The following is a 24058-nucleotide window of genomic DNA, read 5'->3' on the forward strand; positions in this document are numbered from 1 at the left end:
TCTCTCAGAAAACCTGCTAGGAAGCTCTCGAGACACTTGCATCGGACGTCGTTCTTCTTCCAATTTTTTCACCTTCAATCAAGGAGATTCGACAAAATGAAGGTTCACACAATCGAACGGGCGATGACCGTCATCGGGATATCGCTCTGCCTGATCATCTCGGGAGCAACGGTCGCGGAAGCCGCACCAGGGCCCGGAGAAGACCGAATCAGGTGCACCGTCACTCTGGAATACCCACATCAGTCCGGGCTCGTGAACGGGACGATCAGCGCTCAAGGCCGGGTGGCGTGCACTGCAACAGTGAAGGAGATTTACATCACGACGTCCATTCGGCAAGTGGTCAACAACACAGTCGCATCCCAGACGTTCGATAGCTTCAACGTCAGCAGCGGATCCGCCGTCGGAGCGAGGCCGTGCTCTGACGGCCCTGCGACCTTCATGTCGCAGGCAGACGTCCGGGTCGACTTCCCCCTCGGTTATACACCGACACCGCAGATGGCGAGCGAGTACAGCCCGAATGTTTCTGTGGCGTGCGGTGACGCTCAGAGTGCGCCCGGGACAAGCAAAGGAGCTGACGCCGTGAGCCCTGACACCGCGACGTGGACGATAACGGCAGTCAAGAACTAGTCGTCAGAGCTGGTCATGTGAGCGGGCCGTCCTCACTCAGGGAGGCCCGTTCACGCCGAAGACGCTCGCAACGGCGAAACCATAAGATATCCATTCGTCACGGCCACGAACTCGCCCTCTTCGCCATGCTCATACGCACGCGCCGACAAGCCGCAGGCGACACGTCAGAAACACAAAAGACCCCCTCATGAAAGCAGGTCTGGTGCCGAAAATACTTTGGCACGCTTGCTTACGAGAGTAGTGAATAAGAACACTGTGGTGGATCCGAGGGGATTCGAACCCCTGACCTCTTCATTGCGAACGAAGCGCGCTACCAACTGCGCCACGGACCCGTGCCTTCGCACCGTCATCGGCACGAACAACTCCCCCACAGTATCACGGACGAACTGCCGCCCCGGACGCGCGTCAGGCCCCGCGCCGTCGCTGGAGCGCCTGGTCGAGATCGATCGCGTCGACCCCGTCCACAACGCCCATCGCAGCGAATCGGGACGAGGGCCGAGGAACGTCAGGAGCCGGGGCGGCGCGCGGGACGCGCAGTGGAGTGGCCTCGGCAGCAGCCGCACGCTGCGCAAGTTCTGCCTCCGCTGCCGCCGACCGAAGTCGCTCAACCGCATCGATTGACGCCATCGCGGAGGCCGCGACCGTTCCGCGAGAAAGATACAGCGGCTTCGGAAGCGGCTGTGGCGTCCAACTCGCGCGTTCGTCGGCAGCATCTTCGTCAACTGCTGACTCAGCCTCCTCTTCCGCGAGCTCCGCCTCGAAGACCTCAGCACGGCGCCGCTCGGTTGCGGCGGTCGTCGTCTCGACTGCGGCCGGAGCGACGGCCCTTCGGCGCCCGGGTGCCAACAGGATCAGCGTGCCGAGGCCCGCCGCGAACAAGAGGACCCCGACAAGCGGCACCACCCCTGCACCGCCGAACGGCAGCATCACGAGCCCCACTAGCGCGGCAACCAGGCCGACCAAAACGGTCAGCGCGGCCCCCTGCCGCCAGTGCAGGATCGAGGGTCCCGTCCGCGCGCTCCGCCGTGCGCTCGCGGTTGCCCGTCGCAGCGCCTCGCGCGCCGCCTTCTCCGCCTGTGCCAGCTCCATGGCCTGTGCCTTCTCTTCGGCTCGTCGTTGTGTCTCGGTCACCCGGAGCCGGCGCTGCTGTAGCGCGACCTCGCGGGCCGTCGCCTCCGCACGCACGTGCTCGGGCACTTCCGCGGTCTCGGCGAGGATCCGCAGCGTCTGCTGCAGCCTCACCGCGTTGCGCTCGGTCGCGTTGTACGACCGACGGCGCATCCATGTGGGGATCAGATAAGCGACCCACAGGACGGCGGCGAGCGCCCAGACGACGCCCCCACCTAGCCAGTCGCTACTCATGCGACCAACGCTAGGAGTACAGGGCACTCCCGTCCGTCATTACGGGTAGGTGTGTCCGTACGGATCGCGGATGAGACGGCTCCCTGTCGGGGGGACGCCGGCACCGTCGGGAGGTCCAGAAAGCCCTGATCGATGCGAAGCGCGCAGGTCGGCATCGCTCGGGACGCCGGTGTCCTGCGGCACCTGGCCATCGAGAAAGCGGCGGAGGACACCGCGCGGCACCTCCTCCGACACCAGCGCGAAGCAGAAATGGTCGCGCCAATCGCCGTTGATATGGATAAAGCGACGGCGCAGGCCTTCGTAGCGAAAGCCGAGCTTCTCGACCACGCGCAGGCTCGGTCGATTCTCGGGGCGGATGCAGATCTCGATGCGGTGCAGACCGACATCGAGGAAGGCGTGATCGGTGGCGAGGGCAACGGCCAGGGGGGTGATGCTGCGCCCAGCGAAGCGCTCCGCCACCCAGTACCCGATCGAGCCGGAGGACAGCGAGCCGTAGCCGATGTTCGAGATATTGAGCTGTCCGGCGAGTTCGCCGTTCCACTCGATGAGGAAGGGGATTCCTCCCCCTGAGCGGGCGTTCTGCTGGAGTGAACGAATGCTGGCGCGGACATCGAAGGCAGCGCCGCCGCGGGGATCCGAGGCCTCCCATTGACGCAGCCAGGCGCGGTTAGCGATCAGCTCGCGCTCCAGCGGGCGGGCATCGCGCACGCGAATGGGGCGAACGGTGACACGACCCTCGGAGAGTGTCGGGATCGGCAGCGGCATGATGCGACCCTACTGCTCTGCCACTCTCCGGGAAGGGGCTGGACTCGTCGCCGCTCCAACGGTCGCGAGATATGCCGGAACGGACGAAATCTCCTGCCGCGGCGGGCGATCTCGTCCGTTCGGAGGCATCTCGCGACATTTCGCGAGAAAGCAAGGGAGGGGGGCGGGAGAGGGGGGTTAGAGGGTGGCGACGAAGTCTTTGAGCCAGGGCTTGAGGTCGGTGCCGAGGTCCTCGCGGTCGGAGGCGAGCTGGACGATCGCCTTGATGTAGTCGAGCTTGTCGCCGGTGTCGTAACGGCGTCCACGGAACACGACACCGTACACGCCGCCGAACTCAGCCGGGTCCTGCGCCATTCGCTCGAGGGCGTCGGTCAGCTGAATCTCGCCGCCCTTCCCGGGAGCCGTGTCATCGAGCACTCCAAAGACGTCGGGCTTGAGGACGTAGCGGCCGATGATCGCGAGGTTGGAGGGCGCGTCCTCCTTGGACGGCTTCTCGACGAGACCGGTGACGCGCACCACGTCGTCCTCATCGGTCGCCTCGACCGCAGCGCAGCCGTAGAGGTGGATCTGGTCGGGGTCGACTTCAAGCAGCGCGACGACCGTTGTGTCGCGTGCCTCCGCCACCTCGATCATGCGTGAGAGAAGCGGATCGCGAGCGTCGATGAGGTCATCGCCAAGCAACACGGCGAAAGGCTCGTCGCCGACATGGCGTTGCGCGCGCGAGACAGCGTGGCCGAGGCCCTTGGGCTCGCCCTGGCGAACGAAGTGCACGTCGGCAAGGTCGCTGGCGTACTTGACGTGCTCGAGCTTCTTGTCGTCCTTCTTCTTGGACAGGTTCTGCTCGAGCTCGGGCACCGAATCGAAGTGGTTCGCAAGCGCGTTCTTGTTGCGCCCGATGATGACGAGGACGTCCTGGAGACCGGCGTCTGCCGCCTCCTCGACGACGTACTGGATCGCCGGCTTATCGACGACCGGCAGCATTTCCTTGGGGATGGCCTTGGTCGCCGGCAAGAAGCGGGTGCCGAGACCGGCGGCGGGGATGACGGCTTTGCGGATTCGAGTGCCCATGGGGCGTCATCATAGCGGCGGCCGAAGTCGCCCGAGTTTCACGCCTCTTGCACGCAGCACACAGCTCTCCTGATCGGACCGCTCGCTCCCGAGCAGCAGGGGTGGCGAGACCCGCTTGATCCCGCCGGTTCTAGACTGAATGTATGCCTGCCGACATCTCGCACGAGAAGCGCGCCCTACGCGCCGAACTGCGCGAGCGACGCCGTACGCAGACGTCGACAACGCGTGAGCAGGCGTCCGAGCAGATCACTGCTCACTTGATCGAGCTCGCCACGCGGATCGGCGCCCGCTCGCTCGCCTGCTACCTCTCCGCACCGGAGGAGCCAAGCACCCGCCCGTTCCTGGGCTGGGCCGAGAGCCGGGGCATCCGAGTCCTCTTCCCCATTTCGCGTCAGGACGGCCTACTCGACTGGGCCGTCGGCGACGGGCACACCGAGACGCAGGGGCTGTTCGGGATGCCCGAGCCCGTCGGGCAGCTGCTCGGACCGATCGCGATCAACGACGTCGACCTCATCGTCGTCCCAGCAGCAACTGTCGACCGGCAGGGCATGCGGATGGGCTGGGGTCGCGGCTACTTCGACAAGACCCTCGGCTCAATGGAGAAATGCCCACCCGTCTACGCCGTCGTCTTCGACAGCGAGTTCGTCGACCAGGTGCCGAGCGAAGTCCACGACCAGGCCGTCGATGGGGTCGTCACGCCGTCCGGCATCGTCGACCTGCGCCACTGACCTGTTCCCTCTTCCCTACCCGCCCTCGAGGAGCCTCCTGTGCCCACGTATTCCTACCGCTGTACACAGTGCGGCAACGCTTTTGACATCCAGCAGAAGTTCACCGACGACAGCCTCACGGAGTGCCCGAGCTGCCAAGGAGCACTGCGCAAGGTGTTCAGCGCGGTCGGTGTGACGTTCAACGGCTCAGGGTTCTATCGCACTGACTCGCGATCTGGCGGCACGTCGGGCGAGGGCTCGACAGGCGCGGCGGCACCCGCCACGTCCGGTTCGCCAGCGTCGGGGTCTGGATCGGGCGGCTCCGAGTCGTCCGGGTCGGGATCGTCCGCGTCGAACGGCTCCGGATCGAAAGGCGCGGGATCGAACGGCTCCGGATCGAAAGGCTCGGGCTCCTCCGGGTCGGGCTCTTCGTCCTCGGGCTCCTCCGCGTCCCCCTCCTCGGGGAGCTGACCGCAGCACCTCCGCCCGCCCGCAGAAACGGAACGACATGATCAACGGCTTCAAAGAGTTCATCCTCCGCGGCAATGTCATCGACCTTGCTGTTGCCGTCGTCATCGGCGCGGCGTTCACGTCGATTGTCAACGCGATCGTCACGGGAGTCTTCAATCCGCTGATCGGCGTGATCTTCGACGCTTCGTCGCTCGAAAGCCTTACCTGGACGATCCGCCCCGGCAGCGATGGTCGGGAACCCTCCGTCATCGCCTGGGGCAGCGTCCTTTCGGCGCTGATCCAGTTCGCTATCGTCGCGTTCGTCCTGTACTTCGCCTTCGTCCTGCCGATCAATCACCTGAAGAACGCCGCCTTCGCTCAGAAGGCCGCCGACGACGCCAAGGCACCCACAGAGCTCGAACTCCTGGCCGACATCCGCAACCTCCTCGCCCGCGCCCCCTCCGACTGACCCGCATCTCGCGAAATTTCGCGAGATGCGGGTCAATGGACGAAAAACCCTGCCGAGGCAAGAGATCTCGTCCGCAGCACGCAATCTCGCGACGCGTCAGTAGTGCGGGGGAACATCCTGGCGGAGTCGGGCGTCGTTCGGACCGGTGTCAGGAGTGGCCGCAAGCCCGGACACATCTGCGGGTGCCGCATGCGGGGACGGGTCGGTGCCGGGCTTCGCGGGGAGGGACGCGCGCCGACCACCGCGGGTGCGCCGCAGCGGCCGGTCCTCGCCCGCAGGCGCGTCGGGATCGGACGCCACGGTTAGTCGCGCGGCAGCGGCTCGACGGGCTGAGTCGCACCCGACGCCGGCGGCGCGGCAACCGCAGTGGCGTCCCCTGCCACATCGTCGGTCGTCGGCGCGCCAATCAGCCCGGCCACGCGGGCGGCCACCGCCTCCGGGTCGGCAAACAGTTCGAAATTGTGCACCCGCAGGTAATGCCAGCCGAGCCGCCGCAGCAGCTCCGGACGCAAGCGCAACGAGACCCGCAGGCTCTGCGTGCTCACATCGCGGTCGGTCTCGACCACCGCCGCCCGCGTCCCGTGCGCCGCAACCAGGGCCAGCTTGCCCTTATGGCCGATGTTCACCCGGAGACCGCGGCGCTCGAGGCGCGCGGCCAGATCGACCAGCATCGGCTCGGAGTAGTCATCGCGGTCACTCGGCTGGACCCTGTCCTCCGCCTCCTGAAGCACCTGCGCCAGCGCCACCATGCCGTAGCGCATTCGCGACTCGTCGATGTCGCCCGGGCGGAAGCACGAGACGATGTCCATCGAGCGGCGCGCGCGGGTCATCCCGACGGCGAGCAGTCGCTCTCCCCCGGGCTCGGCGAGGGCACCGAAGTTCGAGAGCAGACGGCCGTGCGGAGTGCGTCCGTAGCCGATCGAGAAGATGACACGGTCGCGGCTTTGCGCCACCGACTGCTCCAGCGTGACCACCGCGAACGGCTCGGGACGATCACCCAGGATGAAGTCGTTGAGGTCCGTCCGCTTGGCGAACGCCGTGAGCACTGCCTGTTGCACCCTCACCGCGTGACGCGGACTGGCTGTGATGACCATCAGCGATTCCCGCGGCCGGATCACGGCGTGCTCGAGGACCAGCTCGACGACCTTCGCGACCTCGGCGTCGACTGACTCGACCGCTCCGGAGTCGTTCTCGGGCATGCCGTGCCCGCTGGCGATGTAGTGGAACCGGAGCGAGTCATGACCGAGGAACGAGCCGGCCCACGGGAGGGAGTCGATACGCCCGCCGTAGAAGCGGCGGTTCACGAGCTCAGCGAGGTCCTCGCCACCCGCTCGGTAGCTGCGGGTGAGCGTGACCGTGTTCAGCAGCTCGCCGAGTCGCGCGAGAGCGGACTGCGCGTGCAGTGCCTCCACGTCGGTCCGTGAGGCGGTGGCACCGAACTCGGGCGTCTCGTCAACCCGTAAGGCGAACGGAGTGGGTGTCTGCGTCACCGGATCGCCAAACGCGACGACCTGCTTCGCCCGGCGGATCGCTCCGACGTTCTCGGCGAGCGTGGTCGCACCTGCGTCGACGAGGAAGACCGCATCGAACGTCGTCTCAGTGCCGATCCGGTGCACCTCGTAGGGCGAGGCAAGCCAGGCCGGAGCGAGCACGCGGGAGAGGTGGGGTGCCGCCTTCTGCAGCTCCTGAGGCGTCGTCGACTCGGTGCGGAGTAGCTCCCTCAGCGCATCGCGCTCCTGCGGCCAGTCGACAAGACCGATCTTCCAGGTTTCCGAGAGCTTCCATGCCAACAGCTCGGCGCTCGATGCCGCATGTGCCTCATCAACGAGCTTGAAGTCAGCCTCGAGCCGGTCGAGGACGCCGGTGTTGCCGCCGAGCAGCGCGCGCTCGTCGGCCAGCATGATCTCGAGCGCGGAGCGCCACCAGGCGAGGTCGATCTCGGCCGCGACGAACTCGGCCGGCACGTGGCGTCGCGAGAGGTCAGCAAGCAGCGGATCCAGGCCCCAGTCGCGCAGGGTGGTCAGGAGGGTCGTGCGCTCCTGAAGATTCGCCAGTACCTCGCTGTCCTCGGCGAGACCCGAGATGATGGAGGCCAGTTCGGCGAGTGGCAGGGAGGCGAGCTGGAGGTTGGTGCCCCGTCGGCCGAGCGGCTCGTCGACTCGGCTGAGCTCATCGGTGACCTGCTGGTGCGCGACCTTCACATCCGCGACACCGACCGGCACCTCGGGGATCGTCCCCGCGACGGCGTAGCGCTGCCACAGCGTCCGCTGTTGCTGCACACGACGAAGTGAGGCGTTGAGGTCGGTTACGTGCGCTCCGGGCCGGAGGTACTCCCGTGCGAGCTTCTTCAGGCGACGGCGGTTCGTCGCCGACATCTCGGAGGCCTCGCGGCGCGGCGCGGTGGCGATGATGAGGTCCTGGATCGAGCGGTCGAACACGGCCGGCTGGAACTTGTCCAGCGTCTCGCGCACGTCCTGCAGCAGGCGCAGGTAGATGCCGAGCTCGGCGACGGATTCGAACGGGCGCATCCGGGTCTGCCCGATGACGTCCTGAGCCCGATCGAGCAGGCGCGGCAGGTCACGCAGGTGCAGGCGCTTGGCCAGCTCGTGCGCGACCTCGGCGTCGGCTGTGGAGTCGAAGTGCGCGCCGTACCAGGGCGAGTCGCCCGGCCCATAGCGGAACTCGCCGAGGCGCGCCGACTCGATGAGCATGCGCGTCGCCTCCGGTCTGCTCTGCGCGAGCGCGCTCACGGTGCGGCGGTCGAGCCGGGCGGCAGTCGACGGAGGCGTGCGCAACTGCGACAGGCGCGCCAGCTCCTCAAGGGCTTGCAGAGCCGAGACTCCGAAGTTCTCGTCGCGGCGCGAGAGCGCGCCACGGTAGTCGAGCAGCACCTTGCGCAGGCGCAGGAGTGCGTCGTCGATCTCGCTGACGGAGGGGCGCGAGGCCTTCTCGTTGCGGGCGATCGACTGGATAAGGTCGCGGCGGAGCGTCCGCGGGCCGACCGCGACCCCGCTGAGGCCCGCGGAGAGCAGGCGCTGGTGAATGCTGTCGAGGCTCGAGCGGCGTGCGCTCACCACGAGCACGCGCTTGTGCTGGGCAGCGAGCGCCCCGATCGCGTTGACGACTGTCTGCGTGCCGCCGGTGCCCGGCAGGGTTTTGACGACGAGCGAGTTGCCGGCCGCGATATTCGCGATGACCTGCTCCTGCTCAGCGTCGGCGTCGAGCAGAAGAGTGTCGGTCGCGGGCGGGCGCTCGTCCTGCGGGATGATCGACGCGACCTTCTGCGACTGCTGCAGCGCGCGCTTGGCAGCCGGGTTGCCGGCCACGGCGTCGAGCACGGGATGCTCGAGCATCCGGGCGTCACGGAGCATGTCGCCCGCGACATCGGCGAAGCTCGACACCACGAGACGCGGATGAACGGCGAACCACGGTAGGTGGGAGGTCATTCCGCGGAGCTGGTCGATGACCGGTTGCGGCTTAAAGACGCCGTTCTGCACCGCGAGTTGGACGAACTGCTCCGGATCGATGGTGATGCCGAACTGCTGCCTGAGGGCACGGGCGAGCTGCGGGTTGAAGTAGGGCTGCCCCTTGAGCTTGAGTTCGAAATCGCGCCCATAGCGGCGGATCGCGAGGGGACGCAGCAGGACGGGAGCGGTGAACTCGGTGTCTCCGGCACGCCACTGAGCGAGGCCGATCGCGAGGTGGACGCCCTCAATGCCGCGGACGGAGCGCAACTCGATCCCCTTGTCGGTGATCGCGCCGGCGGCGCTCTTGGCCGTGCGCAGAGCGAGTTCGTCGCGAATGAGCGAGGAGAGCAGCGTGGTCTTACCCGAGATGAACGGCGGCAATCCGCCGGGATGCGTCGTCGAGAGTTCGATGCGCGTGAGCGGCGAGTCGACGAAGTGCAGCAGGGGCGAAGGACCGCCCACTTTTGCGAGCTCGTCGCGCCAGGACTGCCACACGGGCTCGGCCACATTGCCGCCCTGGTAACCGGCCTCGCCGCTGGTCACCTGCACGGGAGACGTGGGGGTCGGAGGAAGTCGGTGAGCGGTCGCCTCCCCCGGGTCACCGGACTCGGGGGGGGTCGCCACCGGTCCGGCTCCAGGGAAATCATCGACTCGTTGCACACGGACACCCTAAACCGGGCGCCTCCGAAAGACCGTAGCGACGCGGGTGGGCGTCGCGCCACCCTCATTCGGGCCAGACAGCTAGCGGCGGCACGGTCTCGAGACGGCGCTCGTCGCCGACGACGTGGATCCGGCTACTCACCCGATCGTGCCCGGCGGCAGCGGCGACCGCAATCATGACGAGTTCGGCGTGATCGCGAGTGAGGTGGCCGAAGGCGAACCGCAGGTCGACGGGACGGCCGGTCGCGAGCGAGAGCGCGACGCGAGCGACCGCCTCCTCCGAGAGGTCGAGGACGCCCGCGTGCTCGGCAAGAGCGGAGAAGTCGACCTCCGCGTCAACACTCGTCACCCACGGGTGCTCGGGGCGGAGGCAGCCCGAGCGGGCGAGGAGCTGCTCGGCCACCTGCGCGGCGGGTCCTGCCAGAGCCAGGCTCACGAGTGCGCCCGCCCGCCGCGCCGACCACGGACGCGGACGGCGACGGAGACCACGGCCACCAGCAAACAGATGATTCCTGCGACGAGCGGCGCGAGCCAGCCGAGGACGCTCACCTCATCGACGTCGGGGCCGAAATACTGCCAGTGCGCAATGGCGAAGACGAACAGCGAGAAGAAGCACAGGGCGACTCCGGTGAGCGCCGAGACGAGGTCTGCAGGCCGGACCAGCGGGTCGCGGTCGAGCGGCACCACGGCGTCGGGGGCGACGATGCCGGAGGGGGTCGGGACATCGGTGCTCGGATCTTCGATACGAGGCTTCTCGAGGATGCCGGTGGTGCTGTGCTGCGTCATGCCTTGATCGAAGCAGTCGGAGCTGTCATCGGCGTCCTCCGCTGGCATGACGTCGCGAGCCGAGCGGATGGTGTCGCGTGGACAGATCCTCGTGGGGCCTCAGGCGGAGCGGCGGCCGAGCGAGGACTGGAAGCGGAGAAGGTATCCGTCGGGATCGGCGACGACGAGCTGGCGTACACCCGCCTCCTCCGCGCCGATGCGGTACCAGCGAGTCTCGAGCGGCGAGAAGGGCACGACTCCCGCCTCCGCCAGCGCCAGCGCACTGCGATCGGCGTCCTCGACGTGGATCTGGAGGTTCATCCCGCGCCCGAGTGGCTGGTCCAACGCGCCGGCAAGCCAGTGACGGCCCAGCCCGGCTTGCTCAAGCATCACGTGCGCGGTGCCGAGGACCAGGTAGGCGAACCCCTCCTCGGGTCGGGAGTAGCGGATCCGGAACCCGCAGGGACCGCACCAAAAGGCGAGGCTGCGCTCCAGGTTCTCGACAAGGAGTTCGGGGACGAGATCGGGATCGGTCATGGAGACGATGCTGACAGGCGCCGAGCGTGGGGCCCGCCTCCGCGACACCCTGTTAGGACTGGACGCAGGACGTCTGGCTTTGGGCCGTCCGGCTCACGCCTTCGCGCCGTCGGGCCGCTTCGTGCGGCCGGGGAGCAGCAGCAGGCCGGAGACGCCGACGACGATCAGGAGGATCGCAACAACGGTGACGAAGGAGGCGAGGGCGAGCACGGGCATGATGATCGTCAACACGCCGGCGATCACCGAGGCGATGCCGGCCGCGATCGGCAGCCAGGCAGGACCTGCCACGGTGCGGCCACTGGCGATGCTCGAGATGCCATCAAGGATCCAGCCGAGGCCGATCACGAGGCCAAGGACGGTCAACGATCCGAACGGGTTCGAGAGGCAGAGGATGCCGGCAACCAGGATGAGCGCGCCGAGCAGACCCGCCAGCCAGCGCACCCGGGCATCCAGGCGTGAGGCGGTGAAGGCCAGCAGCAGCCGGAACACACCGGCGGCGATGAGATGGATGCCGAAGACGATCGCGACCGTGAGCAGGGTCGGTCCCGGGATCACAACGGCGATCACGCCGAGGCCGATCGCAATCAGCGAGACGGCGATGATCCAGCCCCGCTCAACGGCAGTGCGGGACATCATGGGCGCGGCGGTCTCGGACATGGCGTTCCTTCGCGTCGGGGAGTAGTGACCCTCCGACGGTAGGGCACCGGAGTGCCCCGGCGCGGGACCTTGCGGGCACGGCGCGAAGTGGGTCAGCCCCGCGAACCGGTGCGCGCGGCGGCGCGGTGCCTCCGGACGCTGCGCACGACGAGCGCCAGCACCAGCACGCCGATCGCGCTGTAGATGACGGCATCGAGAACGCCCGCGTACTCATCGACGAGCTCGTACTGGGTGCCAAGCGCCGCGCCGAGCCCGATCAGGAGGCCGTTCCAGACTCCGGAACCGAGAATCGTCAATCCTGAGAACAGGAGCAGGTTCATCCGCTCGGCGCCCGCCGGGAGCGAGATCAGGCTGCGGACTCCTGGAATCAGCCGGCCGACGAGCACCGCCCACGTGCCGTGACGGCGGAACCAGCCGACCGCCTTCTCAAAGTCCTCGCGGTCGACCAACGGCAGCCTCGAGAGCAGCCGGATCGAGCGCTCGGTGCCGATACGGTGGCCGAGTCCGTAGAGGATGAGCCCGCCGAGGTACGCGCCGAGTGTCGCGGTGACGACGACCAGCACCAGATTCATCCGCCCCTGCTGCGCGAGAAACCCGGCCAGCGGGAGAACCAGCTCGCTCGGGATGGGCGGGAAAACCGTCTCGATCAGCGTTAACAGGCCGACGCCCGGCTCGCCGAGCGCGGCGATGATTCGGGCGGCAACGCCGACGAGCCCGGAGAGTTCGTCGATGCTGCCGGAGGAGGAGGTCGCCAGAGAGGCGGGGGCGAGGGCGAGAGTCGCGATCGTCATGACTGAGAAGCTACTCAGTCCGTCGAACGCTCACCTGGGAACCGTCCGCGCTCAGGGGTGCCCGGTAAGTACGACTGTGTCCGAATCCTGCAGACGCACCTCGACCGACGCGATCTCGGACAGCGGCAGACCGGTCGCCAGGCTCGGCTCCATCGTGGTGCCAGGCGCGCTGGTCCACGAGCCGACCGCCTCGGTGCCGCCCGAGGTGTCGGTGACGTAGAGGACGTAGCCCGTGGAGCCCGCGAATTGCTGAGCGGTCGCGCCCCAACTGCAGTCCATGTCGATCCGGGTGCCCCACTGCTGGGGCACGAACTCTACCGAGGCCTCGACCGGAACGCCGGGCGCGGCAGCCAGCGACACCGTCGAGCCGACTGTCTCGATCGGCGTGAGTGACGGAGCAACCGCCAGCGGGAGAGCGATGGCGGTTGCCGCCGAGACTCCCGCAGCGGCGAGGACGAGGGCGGCGACCCGGACCCGCGTGCGCCGGCGCAGCGACTCGGCGGCGGCGGCGAGGCGGGCGAGGAGCGCGGGCGGGGCCGACTCGTCGGTGCTCGCGTCCGGCTCCTCGAGGAGACGCAGTGCCTCACCCTGCGGAAGATGCGCGAGCAGACCGGGCAGGGGAACGAACTCAGCCAGGCTCTCGCGGCAGGGGGGGCAGCCGCGCAGGTGCAGCTCGAAGGCGCGACGGTCCGCCGCGGAGAGGGAGCCGAGCAGGTAGGCGGCATCCCAGTCGCGGAAGGAGTCGTCATGCGCCTCGTCGGAGAGCGGATCGTTCGTCACAGCTCGGTCACCCCTCGCTCCTGCAGTGCGAGCTTGAGTGCCCGCATCCCGTAGTGCATCCGCGACTTGACGGTGCCCGGCGCGATCCGGAGCAGTTCGGCGATCTCGGTCACCGAGCGGCCACCGTAGTAGGCGTGCACGATCACGGCACGATGGTCGTCGCTGATGCCGCTCAGCGCATCGGAGAGCAGCCAGGCGTCGAGGACCTGGTCGGTGCGATCGGCGGTGGGACGCTCGGGGACCTCGTCGGTGCCGAACTCGCGGGCGTACCGGGCACTGCGGCGGTCATCGATCACGATGTTGCGGGCGACGGTGTAGAGCCAGGAGCGGGCCGCCGCCTCCCCCTGGGCGAGAATTTCAGGATGCTTCCACGCGCGCAGGAGCGCCTCCTGCACGACGTCCTCGGCCATCTGCCGGTCGCCCGTCAGACGCAGAACGAACCGCCAGAGCGCGCTCGCGTGCTCGTCGTGTAGCGCGCGCAGCATCTCGGCCTGATCCTCGGACATCTCCACCTCTTCCTGCTCCAACGTACTGGGGACTCTGGCGGTTCACAGAGGCACCTGGGCCCTCCTCGCGTCGCGGCGCACATTCTGGTAATTCGGAGTCGATGAGCATCCACGACATGCTGGAGCGGACGACGCTGCGTGTCTCGAGCCTCGGCGAGGAGCCGGAGCAGAGTAACGCCGCAGCGGGATAACGCACTACAGATGAGGGAGCACGGATGACACTGCAAGAATCGCGCCCGGTGGGCGTCGTGATCGAGGCCCCGGCCGCGGAGGTCTACGCCTTCGTTTCCGACCCCGCCAACCTGCCACGCTGGGCCGCGGGCCTCGCTTCCTCCGCCGTCGAGGAGGTGGACGGACGCTGGTTCGCCGACTCGCCGATGGGCCGGGTGGAGGTGCGCTTCGCTCCGCAGAACCCGTTCGGTGTGGCGGATCACGAGGTGACACTGCCGGACGGGACGGTGGTGGACAATCCGCTTCGGGTGCTCGTGAACGGCGACGGGGCTGAGGTCGCGTTCACCGTGCGCCGGCGGCCGGGAGTGAGTCTGGAGGACTGGGACGAGGACTGCGCTCGCGTCGCCGACGATCTCGAGACCCTCCGGCTGCTGTTCGAGCGCGGTGCGCTGTAGGTTCGTTCCAGCTCCGGCGCAGGGCCGGCACCCGTGAGAACGAGGACGCGATGACCTCCCCCGATTTTCCGAGCACCCGCCCCGCCGGCGGTATCGAGCTCAACGGCCTCGACACGATCACGGAGTCGGAACGGCACGGCCGACCGCGCGACCTCTTCTGGCCGTGGTTCGCCGCGAACGTGTCGGTGCTCGGACTGAGCTACGGCTCGTTCCTGCTCGGCTTCGGCCTGTCCTTCTGGCAAGCCACGCTCGTCGGCGCGATCGGGATCGTCGTCTCCTTCCTCTTCTGCGGCTTCGTCGCGGTCGCGGGCAAGCGCGGGTCGGCGCCGACGATGGTGCTCAGTCGCGCGGCCTTCGGCGTCGACGGCAACCGGATAGTCGCGGTGATCTCGTGGCTGCTCACGGTCGGCTGGGAGACGGTGCTCGCCTCCCTCGCCGTGCTCGCGACAGCGACCGTGTTCGAGGAGTTCGGCTGGGACGGCGGCGTGCTCACTAAGGTTGTCGCGCTCATCGTGGTCGCCGCGCTCATCGTGATCGCGGGGATCGCCGGCTTCCGCCTGATCATGCGGCTCCAGCTCGCGATCACGGTTGCCACGGCCGTCCTGACCGTCGTGTACGTCGTGCTCGTGCTCGACCGGATCGACCTCGCGGCCGTCGGGAGCCTGCCCGCCGGCTCGACTGCCGCCGTCATCGGCGGCCTGGTGTTCATGATGACCGGCTTCGGGCTGGGCTGGGTGAACGCTGCGGCCGACTACTCCCGCTACCTGCCTCGGACGGCACGCACGGGCTCAGTCGTGGCCTGGACGACGATCGGCGGCGCCGTCGCTCCCGTCGTGCTCGTGATCGTCGGCCTGCTGCTGGCCGCCTCGTCGCAGGAACTCTCCGATGCGATTGCCACCGACCCGATCGGGGCGCTCGCCGGCATCCTGCCGACCTGGTTTTTGCTCCCCTTCATCGTCGTCGCGCTGCTCGGACTGATCGGGGGCGCCGTGATGGACATCTACTCCTCCGGGCTCGCGCTCCTCAGCACAGGGCTGAAGGTCTCGCGGCCGGTCGCCGCCGGGATCGACGGGGTGCTGATGGTGCTCGGAGCGATCTATGTCGTGTTCATTGCAGGTGACTTCCTCGGCCCGTTCCAGGGCTTCCTGATCACGCTGGGCGTGCCGATCGCGGCCTGGCTGGGAGTGTTTCTCGCCGACCTCCTCCTCCGCCGCCGCGACTACGACCAGGAGGCGCTCTACGATTCCCGCGGCCGCTACGGCAGCGTCTCGGCGGCGCCTGTCGCGCTCGTGCTCGTCGGATCCGTGATCGGCTGGGGGCTAGTCGTGAACTATTCGCCCGGCTTCGAGTGGGAGGGCTACCTCCTGGGCCCCATCGGCGGCCGCGAGGGCGACTGGGCGGGGGCGAACCTCGGCGTCCTCGTCGCGTTGGTGATCGGCGTTGTCGGCACTCTCGCTCTGTCGCGCCCGGCGGTACGGCGTCAGGAGGCATCGACGTGAGCCTGCTCGTCGCCATCGACATGCAGCATGTCTTCGCCGATGCTCGCTCACCCTGGGTGTGCAGCGACTTCACCCGGGCGGCCGACGGCACGCGGCGCCTGCTCCCCGCGTTCGGGGATCGCGCCGTGACCACGCGCTTCGTGGCGCCGGAGCAGCCGAGCGGCGCGTGGATCCGCTACTACCGCGACTGGCCGTTCGCGCTCGTGCCGGAGGGCGACCGGCTGTACGAGCTGGTGCCGGGCTTCGAGGGTCACCGCACGATCACCGCGACGACATTCGGCAAGTGGGGCCCGGCCCTGGACGCCGAGTTGGATGACTCGCGCGATGTCGTGCTGACCGGCGTCTCGACCGACTGCTGCGTGCTCTCGACCGCGCTGGCGGCGGCAGATGCGGGCGTTCGGGTGCGCGTGGTCGCGGACGCATGCGCGGGCGCCTCCGAGGCCGACCACCGGCGGGCGCTCGACGCCATGGCGCTCTACGCGCCGCTGATCGAAGTGACCACGGTGGACGCCGTGCTGGCGGGCGTGCGTAACCGAGGCTGAGAGGAGCGGAAGTGGCGCGAAAAGTGCTCTGACGCCCAACTGACCTCGGGAACGAACGCTCCTGCGTCGCGAAGGGCACCCATCTCCCGGCATGATGGCCGCATGTCCCCCTCCGACAACCGCGACGTCGCGGCAGCCCGCATTCTGGTCATCGGCGAGGCGCTGATCGACATCGTCGAGCACGACGGCAGTGTCGTCGAGCACGTCGGCGGCTCCCCCGCCAACGTCGCCCTGACGCTCGCTCGTCTCGGCCGCCCCGCCATCCTCGTCACCGACATCGCGGACGACGAGCGCGGTCGCCGCATCGTCGAGCACCTCGCGTCCTCAGGAGTGGAGGTACGGCACGGGGACGCCGAGCGCACGTCGACTGCCCGCGCCGTACTCGCCGAGGACGGCTCGGCGCGCTACGTCTTCGACCTGTCCTGGAACCCGCCGGCGGCCGATCCGTCTGGCGTAGCCCATGTACACACCGGTTCGATCGCGATCTTCCTCGAGCCGGGCGGCACAGCGGTGCTCGAGCTGCTCGAAGCGTTGCCCGCCGGGATCACGGCGAGCGTCGATGCGAACATCCGCCCCGCGCTCGTGGGGACGCATGCCGAGGCCCTTACCCGTTTCGAGCGCGTCGCGAGCGCTTGCGAGATCGTCAAGCTCAGCGACGAGGACGCGGAGTGGCTGTACCCGACGATGCAGCTCGACGAGGTACTGACGCGGCTGCTCGGCCTGGGCGCGCAGCTCTCCGTGGTGACGCGCGGCGGTGACGGGCTCCTGCTCGCCTCCGCAGCAGCCCGGGTGAGCGTGCCCGCGGCCCGGATCGTCGTGGCCGACACGATCGGTGCCGGTGACTCGGCGATGGGCGCTCTCCTCGACGAGGCCTTCCGGCAGGGCCTCGGCGCGCCGAATGGGCCGCTCCTCGACGGTCCCGCCCTGCACGCCATCGGCCACCACGCCGCGCACGTCGCCGGCATCACGACGTCGCGCCCTGGCGCAAACCCGCCCACCCGCGCCGACCTCTGATCCGCCCGCCCGCCCGCTCCCTCCCCCGAAATGTCGCGAGATCGCGAGTGGCGGTCGAGAAGCCTCGCCCTTCCGGCCGATCTGGTCCGCGCTCGGGGATCTCGCGAGATCGCGAGTGCGTGTAGCGCTCGGGTGGCGCCGAGAAGATACTGAGCGCACCAGTCAACGAGCGCACCACTGAACGAAAGGCGTGCCAATGTCCACCTCGCTAAGTCCCTACATCGGATTCCGCGGAGAAGCGCGGGAAGCCATGGCGTTTTACCGCACCGTCTTCGGCGGCGAACTCACGTCGAGCACATTTGGGGAGTTCGCAATGAGCGAGGACCCCGCCGACCAGGACCTCATCATGCACGCGCAGCTCGTGACCCCGAGCGGACTGATCCTGATGGGCTCCGACACACCCGCTTCGATGCCGGCAGACACAGGAAGCCGCATCACCGTCGCGCTCTTCGGCGACGACGACGCCGAACTCAGCGGCTACTGGGGCGGGTTGGCCGACGGCGGCTCTGTCACCGTGCCGCTGGCCCCGTCGCCCTGGGGTGACCAGTTCGGGATGCTCATCGACCGCTACAGCGTCGGCTGGATGGTAAACATCACGACTCCCGCGACCTGAGGCTCCTCCACAGGGCGTCATTGAGCGGATCCCTCCCCAGGGTCCCTCCTCGGGTCCCGCTGGTCCTCCCCGCAGGCGCAGAATGGGGGAACGCTCCCGATCCGGGGGCGGTCCTCCCTCTCACGAAGGCTGCAGATGACCATCACGCTCGGGTACAAGGCGTCGGCGGAGCAGTTCGGTGCGCGCGAACTCGTCGAACTCGCGGTCAGCGCCGAGCGGCACGGCTTCGAGAGTGCGGTCGTCTCCGACCACTTCCAGCCCTGGCGGCACACAGGCGGGCACGCACCGTTCTCGCTCGCGTGGTTGGCGGCGGCAGGAGAGCGCACGTCGAGCATTCGTCTTGGCACGTCTGTCATGACTCCGCACTACCGCTACAACCCGGCCGTCATCGCGCAGGCCTTTGGCACGCTCGGGGTGCTATACCCCGAGCGGATCATGCTCGGCGTCGGCACTGGCGAAGCGCTCAACGAGGTCGCGACCGGATACCAGGGTGCCGGTGAGCAGACCTGGCCCGAGTTCAAGGAGCGGTTCGCGCGTCTGCGCGAGGCCGTCCGCCTCATGCGTGCCCTCTGGGCCGGAGATCGGGTCACCTTCGACGGCGAGTACTACTCCACTCACGAGGCGTCTATCTACGACAAGCCGGAGGACGGCGTCCCCGTCTACATCGCTGCGGGCGGCCCAGTGGTCGCGAAGTACGCGGGTCGCGCGGGCGATGGCTTCATCTGCACCTCGGGCAAGGGCATGGACCTCTACACCCAGAAGCTTCTGCCCGCGGTGGAGGAGGGAGCGACGGCGGCTGGCCGCGACTCCTCGACCCTCGACCGGATGATTGAGATCAAGCTCTCCTACGACCCCGACCCGGCACTCGCCCTCGAGAACACCCGCTTTTGGGCTCCGCTCTCGCTGAGTCCTGAGCAGAAGCACTCGCTGACCGATCCCGTCGATATGGAGCGCGCGGCCGACGAGCTGCCGATCGAGCAGGTGGCCAAGCGCTGGATCGTGGGCTCCGATCCCGACGAGACGGTCGCGCAGATCGCGCCCTATGTCGACGCTGGCTTCACCCATCTCGTCTTTCACGCCCCCGGCGACGATCAGCAGCGCTTCTTCGACAGTTTCGAGCGCGACCTCGCACCGCGCTTACGCGCGCTATGACCCGCTTGCCGATTCCCTCCGAAAGGGCCGCCCCCGCATGACCACGGCCACCCTTCTCGCCCGGCTTGACCGCGGCGAGCCGATCACGCGCGCAAGCGCCGAGGACCTGCTCGGCTCCCGCGGACCCGACCTGGACCTGCTCCTTGATGCCGCTGGGCGCCTCCGCGACGAGGGGTTGGTCCGCCGCAGTCGTCCCGGAGTGATTACCTACTCCCGCAAGGTGTTCGTCCCGCTCACGAAGCTCTGCCGCGACCGCTGCCACTACTGCGTTTTCGTCGAGACTCCCGGTGGGCTCGCGGCCAAGCGTGAATCGACCTTCATGGAGCCCGAGGAGATCCTCGAGGTTGCTGGAGCAGGTGCCGCGCTGGGCTGCAAGGAGGCGCTCTTCACGCTCGGCGACCGACCGGAGGACCGCTGGCCGGTTGCTCGCGCGTGGCTCGCCGAGCACGGTTACGCCTCGACTCTCGAGTACGTCCGGGCTATGGCGATCCTGGTGATGAGCGAGACGGGTATGGTGACCCATCTGAACCCCGGCGTGATGTCCTGGGCCGAGTTGCAGCGGCTGCGTCCCGTGGCCCCCTCGATGGGGATGATGCTCGAAACCACCGCCGAGCGCCTCTGGTCAAAGAAGGGCGGGGTGCACTACGGCTCCCCCGACAAAGATCCGGCGCTGCGACTGCGCGTGCTCGAGGACGCGGGCCGCAGCCGCATCCCCTTCACGACCGGAGTGCTGCTGGGAATCGGCGAGAACGCCGTCGAGCGGGCCGACGCGCTCTTCGCGATCCGCGAGTCACACGAACGCTGGGGTCACGTGCAGGAGTGCATCGTGCAAAATTTCCGGGCGAAGCCGCGGACCGCAATGCAGAACGAGGTCGATCTCGAGTTGCAGGAGTATGCGGCGAACGTCGCCGTCGCGCGGCTGGTCCTCGGCGCAGATGCGACGATTCAGGCGCCACCGAACCTCACCGATGAGCAAGAGCTCGGGCTACTCCTGCGCGCCGGAATCGACGACTGGGGCGGCGTCAGCCCCCTGACCGCCGACCACGTGAACCCCGAGCGCCCCTGGCCGAACATCGACGACCTCGCCCGGCTCACGGCTGCCGCGGGGTTCCGCCTACACGAGCGCCTCACCGCGCATCCGCACTATCTCCGCGACGCAGCAACCTGGATCGACCCGCGGGTCGAGCCGTACGTCCTCGCCCTCGCCGACCGCTCGACGTGGCTGGCCGACGAGGCGGCACCGGTCCTCCCGCGCCCGTACCGCGAAGCACTCGACGCCCCACCCCGACCCTCCGCTCCGACGCTCGGCGCAGTGCTCTCCCGAGCCCGCGCCGATCCGGCTGGGCTCGCCGACACCGACTACCTCGCTCTGCTCGCGGCCGACGGAGACGACCTCGACGCGCTCGCCGCGCTCGCCGACGATGTCCGCCGCGAGAGCGTCGGCGACGTGGTCTCTGTCGTCGTCAACCGCAACATCGACACCTCCCTCTGGGGCGCGGGTGGGCTCACCGTCGAACGCCTGGAGGAACTCGCCGACGAGGCTGTCGCCCTCGGCGCGACTGAACTCTGCTTGCAGGGCGCACTCGGGCCGGAGCACCCGGGCGACGACCTTCTCCTGATCGTGCGCACTCTCCGGCAGCGGCAGCCGACGCTGCACCTGCACGCCTACCGTCCGGGCGAGATCCTTGAGATTGCCCGCCGCACAGGCCGCACCCTGCCCGCGATGCTCGATGCCCTGCGCGACGCGGGGGTGGACTCCGTCCCGGGCACGGCCGCGAGAATCCTCGATGACGGCGTGCGCGCAATACTGAGCGAGGGCGCCGATCCGAGCGCCGCAGAATGGCGAGAGACCATCACCGCCGCTCATCGCAGCGGCCTCCGCTCGACCTCGACCATGGTCTACGGTCACGTCGAGACGCCCGCGCAGCAGCTCGCCCACCTCCGTACACTGGCGGCGATCCAGGATGAGACAGGCGGATTCACCGAGTTCATCGCGATGCCGTTCGTCCCGGCCGAGGCACCTCCCTCCGTCGTCCACGCAAGCCGCGGAGGCCCAAGCCTGCGCGAGACCCGCGCCGTGCACGCCGTTGCCCGGCTGGTGCTGCACGGCCGGATTGACCACATGCAGACAGCCTGGACCAAGCTCGGGCTGCAGACCGCGCAGGTCCTGCTGCGCGGTGGCGCCGACGACCTCGGCGGTCTGCTGCTCGACGGCGTGCTGCGGCCCGAGGCGGGCGCGGAGGCGTTCCGCACCCTCGACATCGCCACAGTCGCCCGGATCACCGCGGAGATTGGTCGCGGCTGGCGCCAGCGAACCACGACCTACGGCGTCGTCACTCCCGATCGCGCGCTACAAGCCGAACTGCCAAGAGCAGCGGAACCCAGACGGCTTCGGCTCCCCGTACGCGAGTCCCGTCCGTCATGAGCACTCCGTCGGACTACCTCGCACGGCAGGCCGCGCTGGTTGGTGAGGAAACGGTGCTCAGCGGCGGCGCCCGGGTGCGGATGCTCAGCGGCGGTTCTGTTCAGCCGTCCGTCGTCCTTCTCGTGACCGGCGCCGGGCGGGGGGCCCGCGCCGACACCTCGTTCCTGCTGCCCATGCTCGCCCGACGCCACCGAGTCGCCGCGCTCGAACTTGCCGACCTCGAGGACCCCTGGGCAGACGCTCCGCGAGCCATCAGCGCCGCCCTCGACGCACTCGGTGGCGCCGAGGCCGTCGTCGTCGGGCATGCGCTCGGCGCCTGCGTCGCCCTTGCCGCCGCCGATACCGACCCACGCGTGCGCGCCCTCGCCCTCGTGGCGGGCTGGCTGCGTCCGACCACACGCCTGCTCGGCACTGCCCGACTCTGGGCGCTGCTTGCCGACTCTCCGGACGCACGTGACGAGGCGGCGCGACTGCTCGCTCTGCGCTCACCCAGCTGGGGATCGCCCGGGTCCCCACCGCCCTGGGACCACAATGCCGAGCGGATGCTGGCCGCCTCCGCTCGAGCCGACACCAGCGCAGCCGCCGCTCGCCTACGCGTCCCCGCCCTCGTCGTTGGCTGCACCTCGGATATGGTCGCCGGGATCGAGGGTTCGGAGGCGCTGCTTGGCGCAATCGAGGACGCCCGCTACGCCGTTGTCGACTCGGGCCACGCCGTCCTCGCCGAGCGCCCGGCCGAACTCCTCGCCGTGCTCGAGCACTTCCTCGCCGATCCTCGCCGCGATCCGGCGGGCAGCGTCCTTCCACGGATGACGGTCTGATGGGCGCCGTCGACGTCGACGTCGTCGTGGTCGGTGCCGGATTCGCCGGCCTCGGTGCCGCGACGCGCCTCGAACGCCGCGGTCGAACCTCCTTCGTGGTGCTCGAACGCGCCGAGCGTGTCGGCGGCACCTGGCGCGACAACGTGTACCCCAACGTCTCCTGCGACATCCCCTCGCACCTCTACTCCTACTCGTTCGCCCCCGAGTCCGACTGGTCCGCGTTCTACGCTCCCGGCGCCGAGATCCAGGCTTATCTCGAGCGCGTGGTCGAGCGCGAGCAGCTCGGCCCGCGCCTGCGCCTGGGCACCGAGGTCCTTGAGGCGGTCTTCGACGAGGAGGCACACCGCTGGCTCGTCCGCACCACTCGAGGCGACTACTGTGCCGCCGTGCTCGTGCTCTGCGCTGGGCGCCTCTCGGAGCCGAGGCTGCCGGCCGTCCCCGGCCTCGATTCCTTTCCCGGCCCGGCCTTCCACTCGGCCCGCTGGCGCGATGACATCGACCTCGAGGGAGCCCGCGTCGGGATCATCGGCTCCGGCGCCTCCGCCGTGCAGATCGTGCCGCACCTGGCCCAGCGCGCTGCCCAGGTCGTCCTCTTCCAACGCTCCGCACCCTACGTCGTCCCCCGACGCAACCGCGCATACCGGCCGGAGGAGCGCCGGGCTCTCGCCCGCGCACCGGGCGCCCTGGCGCGCCTTCGCGAGGAGCTGTTCTGGCAGGCCGAACTCGGCTTCGCAGGCCGCGTCGGCGTACCTGAGGCGATTGATCGGCTGCGAGCGGAGGCGCGTCACCACCTCACCACGCAGGTCTCCGATCCCGAGCTGCGCGCCGTCCTCACCCCCGACTACGAGATCGGTTGCAAGCGGGTCCTGCTCTCAGACGACTACTACCCCGCGCTCGCACAACCGCACGTTCGCGTCGTGCCCGGGCCGCTGCGCACCATCGAGGGCTCGGCCGCTGTCGGCGACGACGATGTGCCACACGAGGTCGACGTGCTCGTCTTCGCTACCGGCTTCCACTCCACACGTCCACCATTCGCCCGGCGAATCCGCGGTCGGGGCTCTCTGCTGCTCGCTGAGTGCTGGGCCGACGGGATGGCGGCGTACGCCTCGACGACTGTGCACGGCTTCCCCAACCTCTTTGTCGTCAACGGCCCCAACGCCAGCCTCGGCCACAACTCCGCCGTGCACATGATCGAGTCGCAAATTGAGTACGTCCTCGCCGCCCTTGATCACCTCGAGAACACGGGCTCTAGCGTTCTTGAGGTGAGCGTCCACGCCGAGTCCGCCTCCGTCGCCCGCATCGACGCGCTGAGCGCCGACACCGTGTGGACCAACGGCGGCTGCGAGAGCTGGTACCTCGGCCCGAACCGACGCCTCTCACTGCTCTGGCCCGACTTCGCCTTCGCCTTTCGCGAGGACCTGAGCCACTTCGACCCGGCAGCGTATTCGCCGTGACCGCGCTCTCGCTATCGTGACCGCATGACCGACCGCGTGCTCGCCCCCGAACCACCAGCCGACGGCACGAAACCGAAGGGACCCGCCTCCTACTTCCCCAGCATCGAGAACACTTACGGCCGCCCGGTGCAGGAGTGGCTTGACCTCGCCGACGAGCGACTGCACCACGACCCGCACCTACGGGTCGTCGCCTGGCTCAAGGCCGAGTACGGCCTCGGACACGCACAAGCGATCGTCGCCTACGTCCGCTCCGCCCGCACCTGAAGGGCCGGGCCGCACAGGCTCCTCATCGCCGCTACCTCGT

The 24058-nt window shown here is 68.7% G+C and carries 26 protein-coding genes and 1 tRNA gene; 14 read left to right on the plus strand and 13 right to left on the minus strand.

The features are described 5' to 3' along the window. Positions 1–96: 96 nt before the first annotated feature. Positions 97–627, plus strand: coding sequence for a hypothetical protein (locus B0H03_RS06530; protein ID WP_104265017.1), 531 nt, complete (start codon positions 97–99; stop codon positions 625–627). A 256-nt stretch (positions 628–883) separates the two neighbouring features. On the opposite strand, the gene B0H03_RS06535 is transcribed toward B0H03_RS06530, so the two are convergent. The 4 genes from B0H03_RS06535 to galU form a co-directional block, all read right to left on the minus strand. After that, a tRNA-Ala gene (locus B0H03_RS06535) sits at positions 884–959 on the minus strand. Positions 960–1032: 73 nt separating this feature from the next. After that, a complete protein-coding gene (locus tag B0H03_RS06540) occupies positions 1033–1989 on the minus strand; it encodes an AAA family ATPase (RefSeq protein WP_104265018.1) in 957 nt (318 codons plus the stop codon). Between the two features lie 39 nt (positions 1990–2028). After that, on the minus strand, positions 2029–2754 hold the full coding sequence (locus tag B0H03_RS06545) for a GNAT family N-acetyltransferase (protein WP_104265019.1): 726 nt from the start codon (positions 2752–2754) through the stop codon (positions 2029–2031). Positions 2755–2931: 177 nt separating this feature from the next. Then, positions 2932–3822 carry a UTP--glucose-1-phosphate uridylyltransferase GalU gene (gene galU / locus B0H03_RS06550; protein WP_104265020.1) on the minus strand — a complete coding sequence of 297 codons (891 nt, stop codon included), beginning with the start codon at positions 3820–3822 and terminating at the stop codon, positions 2932–2934. A gap of 143 nt (positions 3823–3965) precedes the next feature. Here galU and B0H03_RS06555 point away from each other — a divergent pair, with 143 nt between their 5' ends. Genes B0H03_RS06555 through mscL form a run of 3 tightly spaced genes read left to right on the plus strand, consistent with a single transcriptional unit; the run spans position 3966 to position 5448 of the window. Beyond that, entirely contained in the window at positions 3966–4550 is a 585-nt protein-coding gene (locus B0H03_RS06555) for a 5-formyltetrahydrofolate cyclo-ligase (RefSeq protein WP_104265021.1), read from the plus strand. 39 nt (positions 4551–4589) lie between these two features. Next, positions 4590–5000, plus strand: a complete 411-nt coding sequence (locus B0H03_RS06560; RefSeq protein WP_104265022.1) for an FmdB family zinc ribbon protein — start codon at positions 4590–4592, stop codon at positions 4998–5000. Positions 5001–5040: 40 nt separating this feature from the next. Beyond that, entirely contained in the window at positions 5041–5448 is a 408-nt protein-coding gene (mscL, locus tag B0H03_RS06565; RefSeq protein WP_104265035.1) for a large conductance mechanosensitive channel protein MscL, read from the plus strand. A gap of 96 nt (positions 5449–5544) precedes the next feature. Here mscL and B0H03_RS16880 read toward each other — a convergent pair whose 3' ends face one another. From B0H03_RS16880 to B0H03_RS06610, 9 genes are all read right to left on the minus strand, one after another. Continuing rightward, a complete protein-coding gene (locus tag B0H03_RS16880) occupies positions 5545–5748 on the minus strand; it encodes a hypothetical protein (RefSeq protein WP_104265023.1) in 204 nt (67 codons plus the stop codon). Between the two features lie 2 nt (positions 5749–5750). Continuing rightward, entirely contained in the window at positions 5751–9539 is a 3789-nt protein-coding gene (locus B0H03_RS06575) for a DEAD/DEAH box helicase (protein WP_419956897.1), read from the minus strand. 100 nt (positions 9540–9639) lie between these two features. After that, on the minus strand, positions 9640–10011 hold the full coding sequence (locus tag B0H03_RS06580) for a hypothetical protein (protein ID WP_127843952.1): 372 nt from the start codon (positions 10009–10011) through the stop codon (positions 9640–9642). Then, entirely contained in the window at positions 10008–10361 is a 354-nt protein-coding gene (locus B0H03_RS06585; RefSeq protein WP_127843953.1) for a hypothetical protein, read from the minus strand. Before B0H03_RS06585 ends, B0H03_RS06580 begins: the two co-directional genes overlap by 4 nt. Before the next feature lie 99 nt (positions 10362–10460). Next, a complete protein-coding gene (locus tag B0H03_RS06590) occupies positions 10461–10877 on the minus strand; it encodes a bleomycin resistance protein (RefSeq protein ID WP_104265026.1) in 417 nt (138 codons plus the stop codon). A gap of 93 nt (positions 10878–10970) precedes the next feature. Continuing rightward, the gene (locus B0H03_RS06595) at positions 10971–11534 is read right to left on the minus strand and encodes an HdeD family acid-resistance protein (RefSeq protein WP_104265027.1); all 564 of its coding nucleotides are present in this window, start codon (positions 11532–11534) and stop codon (positions 10971–10973) included. A 92-nt stretch (positions 11535–11626) separates the two neighbouring features. Beyond that, a complete protein-coding gene (locus B0H03_RS06600) occupies positions 11627–12325 on the minus strand; it encodes a DedA family protein (protein ID WP_104265028.1) in 699 nt (232 codons plus the stop codon). A gap of 51 nt (positions 12326–12376) precedes the next feature. Next, positions 12377–13105 (minus strand): anti-sigma factor family protein, encoded by a 729-nt coding sequence (locus B0H03_RS06605; RefSeq protein WP_104265029.1) that lies wholly within the window; start codon positions 13103–13105, stop codon positions 12377–12379. Further along, a complete protein-coding gene (locus tag B0H03_RS06610) occupies positions 13102–13611 on the minus strand; it encodes a sigma-70 family RNA polymerase sigma factor (protein ID WP_104265030.1) in 510 nt (169 codons plus the stop codon). The genes B0H03_RS06605 and B0H03_RS06610 overlap by 4 nt, the downstream gene beginning before the upstream one ends. A 215-nt stretch (positions 13612–13826) precedes the next feature. Between B0H03_RS06610 and B0H03_RS06615 the strand changes: the two genes are divergently transcribed. From B0H03_RS06615 to B0H03_RS06660, 10 genes are all read left to right on the plus strand, one after another. Continuing rightward, positions 13827–14237, plus strand: coding sequence for an SRPBCC family protein (locus B0H03_RS06615; protein WP_104265031.1), 411 nt, complete (start codon positions 13827–13829; stop codon positions 14235–14237). 50 nt (positions 14238–14287) lie between these two features. Further along, positions 14288–15736, plus strand: coding sequence for a purine-cytosine permease family protein (locus B0H03_RS06620; protein ID WP_104265032.1), 1449 nt, complete (start codon positions 14288–14290; stop codon positions 15734–15736). Further along, positions 15733–16278: a cysteine hydrolase family protein gene (locus tag B0H03_RS06625; RefSeq protein WP_241560428.1), complete on the plus strand. Its 546-nt coding sequence runs from the start codon at positions 15733–15735 to the stop codon at positions 16276–16278. Before B0H03_RS06620 ends, B0H03_RS06625 begins: the two co-directional genes overlap by 4 nt. Before the next feature lie 102 nt (positions 16279–16380). Further along, positions 16381–17292 (plus strand): carbohydrate kinase family protein, encoded by a 912-nt coding sequence (locus B0H03_RS06630; protein WP_104354003.1) that lies wholly within the window; start codon positions 16381–16383, stop codon positions 17290–17292. 196 nt (positions 17293–17488) lie between these two features. Beyond that, on the plus strand, positions 17489–17905 hold the full coding sequence (locus tag B0H03_RS06635) for a VOC family protein (protein ID WP_104265037.1): 417 nt from the start codon (positions 17489–17491) through the stop codon (positions 17903–17905). 135 nt (positions 17906–18040) lie between these two features. Next, positions 18041–19057, plus strand: a complete 1017-nt coding sequence (gene fgd / locus B0H03_RS06640) for a glucose-6-phosphate dehydrogenase (coenzyme-F420) (protein WP_181075054.1) — start codon at positions 18041–18043, stop codon at positions 19055–19057. Positions 19058–19094: 37 nt separating this feature from the next. Beyond that, positions 19095–21482, plus strand: coding sequence for a 7,8-didemethyl-8-hydroxy-5-deazariboflavin synthase CofG (gene cofG / locus B0H03_RS06645; protein WP_202129945.1), 2388 nt, complete (start codon positions 19095–19097; stop codon positions 21480–21482). Then, positions 21479–22300, plus strand: a complete 822-nt coding sequence (locus tag B0H03_RS06650; protein ID WP_104265040.1) for an alpha/beta fold hydrolase — start codon at positions 21479–21481, stop codon at positions 22298–22300. The genes cofG and B0H03_RS06650 overlap by 4 nt, the downstream gene beginning before the upstream one ends. After that, positions 22300–23754: a flavin-containing monooxygenase gene (locus B0H03_RS06655; protein WP_104265041.1), complete on the plus strand. Its 1455-nt coding sequence runs from the start codon at positions 22300–22302 to the stop codon at positions 23752–23754. Before B0H03_RS06650 ends, B0H03_RS06655 begins: the two co-directional genes overlap by 1 nt. A 24-nt stretch (positions 23755–23778) precedes the next feature. Continuing rightward, a complete protein-coding gene (locus B0H03_RS06660) occupies positions 23779–24018 on the plus strand; it encodes a DUF4287 domain-containing protein (RefSeq protein WP_104265042.1) in 240 nt (79 codons plus the stop codon). Positions 24019–24058: the final 40 nt, after the last annotated feature.

Source organism: Rathayibacter iranicus NCPPB 2253 = VKM Ac-1602, from assembly GCF_003149025.1.
Taxonomy (GTDB): domain Bacteria; phylum Actinomycetota; class Actinomycetes; order Actinomycetales; family Microbacteriaceae; genus Rathayibacter; species Rathayibacter iranicus.